The organism is Streptomyces sp. NPDC058964, from assembly GCF_042741275.1.
In the GTDB taxonomy this organism is placed as follows: Bacteria; Actinomycetota; Actinomycetes; order Streptomycetales; family Streptomycetaceae; genus Streptomyces.
The window spans coordinates 47,799-51,778 of record NZ_JBHYKH010000009.1; the positions used below are offsets into that span (position 1 = coordinate 47,799).

A 3,980-nucleotide genomic window follows, 5' to 3' on the forward strand; every position below is an offset into this window, starting at 1 on the left:
TGTGCTCGCGCCAGCGCTGGGTGGTCGAGGACGAGCAGGGCGCCGTGATCACGTCCGTGCCGTTGTCGAAGTAGCCGTCGCGGACGTCCAGGCACCGGCCCGAGGCGACGTTCACCACCTGGGCGTAGGAGCCGCCCGGCGGGGAGGGCGTGGGCGACGGGGTGGGTGTGGGCTTCGGCTTCGGCCGGGGCTTCGGCTTGGCGGACGGGGTGGCCGGGGGCCGTGAACCGGGTGTCGGCGAGAGCGACTCGGACGTGGTGGTCGGGGCCGGCGCGGAGACCGTCGCCGTCACGGTCACCGGCGGGCTGGAGGGGGCGACCGTCGCCGCCGCCGAGCTCTGGCGCTGCGGGCCCGCCGGTGACAGCAGGAGGACCAGCAGCGGCGCCAGGGCCACGCCCAGCGCGGCCGAGGTGAGGAGCAGACGCCGGGACGGGTGCCAACCGTGCTGCCGCGGCGCCGCGTCCGCTTCGGCGGGCGCCGCGGCCCTGTGCGTGTACGCCGTTCCGGCCCACGGCAGCAGCCCCTCCGCCAGAGCGGCCCGCGGGTCGTCCCGGAGCGCGGTGAGGTCCTCGTGCGCGGCCGTGCAGTGCGGGCAGTGCGCCATGTGCGCGTGCAGGTCGGAACTGTGACGGGGAGTGTCGGGCCGTACCGACTCCTCGATCAGACGGCGGAAGTCCCCACAGCGCGGGTCGTCGGAGGCGGCCAGACGCGACTTCAGACAGGCCTGGGCCATGGCCTGCAGGGCCCGGGGGGTTTCGTGGCGGACGTCGTCGCGGGTCAGCCCCAGGAAGGTGGCCGTCACCTCCTCCGGCTCCCGTTCCAGGATCCCGTACCAGATCAGGCCCTGCGTACGGGTGGGCAGGGTCCGGAAGGCCGCCAGCATCGGCGGGGTGGGACCGCCCGGGGCGCCTGTTGTGTTCAGGACCAGAAGGAGAGCCGGGTTCATGCCCGCCGACCGGTCGTCGCCGCCCCAGGCCGCGGCCGATCTCACGACGAGGAGCAGGAGTTGGTGGCGCAGCGGTACCTGCGGCTCCACTCCGCGTGCCGTCTCGCGCGCGGCCGTGGTGATCGTCTGTGCCGCCAGTTGCCGTGCCGACGACTCGCCGGCCGAGCACAGGCGGGCGTAGGCGAGGACCGGGGCGTGGTGCCGTCGGCGGATCTCCCGCAGCGCCGGGTACGCGGCCGCGGTTCCGGCGCGCAGACGCTCGGTCAGCCGTGCGTCCGACGACCCGGCGTGCTCGTGACCCTCGTCGCTGTCGTCGGTCTGGCCCCCCTGCGCCATCCCTTCGCCTCCTCGCACACGATGCGGCCGGCGACGCCCGTTCTGACGTACCGCCCGGTTTGGCGTGCCCATAGTGGTGGAGGACAACCTTTGGGGAAAGATGTTTCTGCGGGTAACCAAAGAGGAGCCTGTGAGGCGGTCCGGCACTCGGCCGTCCGGACCGCCGCCCCGGGAGGCTCACTCCTCCGTCGTCAGCCCCTTGCGCAGCCGCACCAGCGTGCGTGACAGCAGCCGTGACACGTGCATCTGCGAGATGCCGAGCTCGTCGCCGATCTCCGACTGGGTCATGCCCGCGACGAAGCGCAGGGAGAGGATCTTCCGGTCCCGCGGCGGGAGTTCGGCGATCAGCGGCTTCAACGACTCGACGTACTCGATGCCTTCGAGTCCGTTGTCCTCGTAACCGATGCGGTCCGCGAGCGCGCCCTCGGCGTCGTCCTCGTCGGGCTGGGCGTCCAGCGAGGAGGCGGTGTAGGCGTTGGACGCCGCCATGCCCTCGAGCACCTCGTCGTTCGAGAGGCCCAGCCGCTCGGCCAGTTCCGGCACCGTCGGTGCGCGGTCCAGCCGCTGGGACAGCTCGTCACCGGCCTTGGCCAGGTCGATCCGCAGTTCCTGCAGCCTGCGCGGGACGCGCACGGACCAGGAGGTGTCGCGGAAGAAGCGCTTGATCTCGCCGATGATGGTCGGCATCGCGAAGGTTGGGAACTCGACACCCCGGGAGAGCTCGAAGCGGTCGATCGCCTTGATCAGGCCGATGGTGCCGACCTGGATGATGTCCTCCATCGGCTCGCTGCGGGAGCGGAAGCGGGAGGCGGCGAACTTGACCAGCGCGAGGTTGAGTTCGACGAGCGTGTTGCGGACGTACGAGTACTCGTGCGTCCCTTCCTCCAGCGACTCGAGCCGCTCGAAGAGGGTCTTGGACAGGGCCCGCGCGTCCACCGGGCCGACCTCGTCGTACGGGGGGATCTCGGGGAGCCCGTCGATGGGATCCAGTTGTTCCGGAGGGGGTGTCGACGTCGCCGTCCGGGTATGCGATGCGTCGAGCCGGGGTGACATGGGTGTCCTCCATCGTTCTCGGCATATGGCTGCCGAAGCCGTGCGTGCACTGCGGTGTGCGGCGCCTCCAATGCCGGCCGTGTCGGTTGCGTGTCCCTACTAGCCCTACCCGCTCCCGTGAGCCCACCGCAAGTGCGTTACGACACGATATGTCCGATAATGAGAGGTTGTTCGGGTGTTGAAGTGTGAAGGGAGGGCGTAATGTGCGAGGGCACCGGCCGGGTGTCCACAGCGCATCGGCGGGGGCAGACTCAGCACATCGGCAGAGCAGTAAGTCAGCAGCCACGACCTCGGGAGACACACGGCATGGACCGCGGGACGGTCGGCAGCGCACAGTCGGGCCGACTACTGGTGGAGGTGCGGGAAGAGGGCTCCAGCGCCGTAGTCACTCCGGCGGGTGAGCTCGATCACCACACCGCCGATCTGTTGCGGGAACCGCTCGAGGACCTCCTCGGCAAGGGCTTCTCGCGTCTGGTCGTGGACTGCTCGCGGCTTGAGTTCTGCGACTCCACGGGCCTGAACGTGCTGCTCGGGGCCCGCCTGAAGGCGGAGTCCGCGGGCGGCGGGGTGCACCTTGCGGGGATGCTGCCCGTCGTGGCCCGTGTGTTCGAGATCACCGGAGCGGACGCGGTGTTCACCGTGCACGACACCCTCGAGGCGGCCCTGGCGGACGAAGCCGACGGCGCCGGCTGAGGCGCCGCCGTCGCCGCCCCACGCGCAGGCGCCCCGGTCGTCGCTCCGGTCACGTCTCAAAGGGGGGTGTCCCGCCGGATCCGCCGGGCAGGAGACATCCTGGACCTGTTGGCCACCGGGGGTGCCGCGAACGGCGAACGCCCTGTGTACGACGTGCGTACTGACTGGTACTGACCGGCACAGACCTTTTGAAGCATGTGAATCGTGTGAAACGTGAACTGGTGAATCGGTGAGGTGAAGCGCTGATGAGCACCACCCGGCCCTGCTCGCCGGGCGACCGCGGCCCAGAGCCGAGCGGCGCTTCCGGGGCGTCCGAGGCGGGTGCGCCGCCGGTCGGCGCACCCGCGGGGGAAACGGCCGCACCGTCCGCAACGCCGGAGGACCGTCAGGACGGCCAGGGGCACCAGGGCGGCACCGGGCGCCCGGACCTCCGGAACGGTCAGGGGCGTCAGGTCCGCAGGCTGCGTCTGGACGGCGAGAGCGGCGTCGTCCCGCTCGCCCGCGACTTCACCCGCCAGGCGCTGTACGCGTGGGGCTGGCTGCCGGCCGCCGGCGCCGACCAGCGGGCCGCCGCCGAGGACGTACTGCTCGTCGTCTCCGAGCTGGTCACCAACGCCTGTCTGCACGCGGAGGGCCCGGAGGAACTGTTCCTCGCCTGCGACAACAAGGTGATCCGCATAGAGGTCACCGACCGCGGCACCGGCCAGCCGGCCCCCCGCACCCCGCACCGCGCCGGGCGTCCCGGCGGCCACGGGATGTTCATCGTGCAGCGGCTCTGCCTGGACTGGGGGGTCGTACGGACCCCGGGTCTGTCGGGCAAGACGGTCTGGGCCGAGCTGGGAGCCCCGGCCTAGGCCCAATGCCGGTGACTTAGCTTGTGCCGTGCCGCGTGATGGTCACGGTGTCCGGTGCGGGTGGTAGCCAGTTGCGGTGCTCGGTCCGTTTGAGTGGC

The 3,980-nt window shown here is 71.3% G+C and carries 4 protein-coding genes; 2 read left to right on the top strand and 2 right to left on the bottom strand.

Annotated elements, in window-relative coordinates:
- The coding region (locus tag ACFW2E_RS02365; protein ID WP_384460070.1) for an RICIN domain-containing protein at nt 1-1,282 on the bottom strand (1,282 nt) is incomplete at its 3' end.
- Nucleotides 1,283-1,459: 177 nt separating this feature from the next.
- Entirely contained in the window at nt 1,460-2,335 is an 876-nt protein-coding gene (locus tag ACFW2E_RS02370; RefSeq protein ID WP_384460073.1) for an RNA polymerase sigma factor SigF, read from the bottom strand.
- A 306-nt stretch (nt 2,336-2,641) separates the two neighbouring features.
- On the opposite strand from ACFW2E_RS02370, the gene ACFW2E_RS02375 reads away from it, so the two are divergent.
- Both ACFW2E_RS02375 and ACFW2E_RS02380 read left to right on the top strand, forming a co-directional pair.
- Entirely contained in the window at nt 2,642-3,028 is a 387-nt protein-coding gene (locus ACFW2E_RS02375; RefSeq protein WP_384460076.1) for an STAS domain-containing protein, read from the top strand.
- A gap of 245 nt (nt 3,029-3,273) precedes the next feature.
- Nucleotides 3,274-3,882, top strand: coding sequence for an ATP-binding protein (locus tag ACFW2E_RS02380; RefSeq protein ID WP_384460079.1), 609 nt, complete (start codon nt 3,274-3,276; stop codon nt 3,880-3,882).
- The last annotated feature ends 98 nt before the right edge of the window (nt 3,883-3,980 follow it).

Excerpts from the sequence above, each read along its gene's own strand:
- ACFW2E_RS02370 (WP_384460073.1), bottom strand. The coding sequence starts at position 2,335 with ATGTCACCCCGGCTCGACGCATCGCATACCCGGACGGCGACGTCGACA.
- ACFW2E_RS02375 (WP_384460076.1), top strand. The coding sequence starts at position 2,642 with ATGGACCGCGGGACGGTCGGCAGCGCACAGTCGGGCCGACTACTGGTG.
- ACFW2E_RS02380 (WP_384460079.1), top strand. The coding sequence starts at position 3,274 with ATGAGCACCACCCGGCCCTGCTCGCCGGGCGACCGCGGCCCAGAGCCG.